1 protein-coding gene is annotated in these 298 nt (G+C 53.0%); it reads right to left on the bottom strand.

Annotation, left to right across the window (positions count from 1 at the left end):
* Positions 1-298 (bottom strand): EAL domain-containing protein (locus KDM89_RS21585; RefSeq protein WP_212689829.1); only part of this gene is annotated, 298 nt, incomplete at both ends.

The following is a 298-nucleotide window of genomic DNA, read 5'->3' as shown; positions in this document are numbered from 1 at the left end:
CCTTCGTCGCTAAGCCAGCGTATCAGTGCCTCCATACCGATGAAGCGACCGCTGTTGAGTTCGATTTGTGGCTGATACATCAGGAACAGACGCTCAGCATCAAATGCGCGGTGCAGATTCTGCATCAGCGTCGCGCGTTCGCGTATCTCTATACCCATTTTGCGGGTGAACACCGTAAAGCTGCCACGTTGCATGGTCTTACTGCGCTTCAAGGCGATGCTGGCATCCTTAAGGGCCTCAGCACCATCACCTTCATAACCATCCAACGCTACCATACCGATAGAGCAGGACACAGAAT

Source organism: Cognatundibacterium luofuense (genome assembly GCF_018139685.1).
Classification (GTDB): domain Bacteria; phylum Pseudomonadota; class Gammaproteobacteria; order Burkholderiales; family Burkholderiaceae_D; genus Undibacterium; species Undibacterium luofuense.
This window is presented reverse-complemented; position numbering and strand designations above follow the sequence as displayed.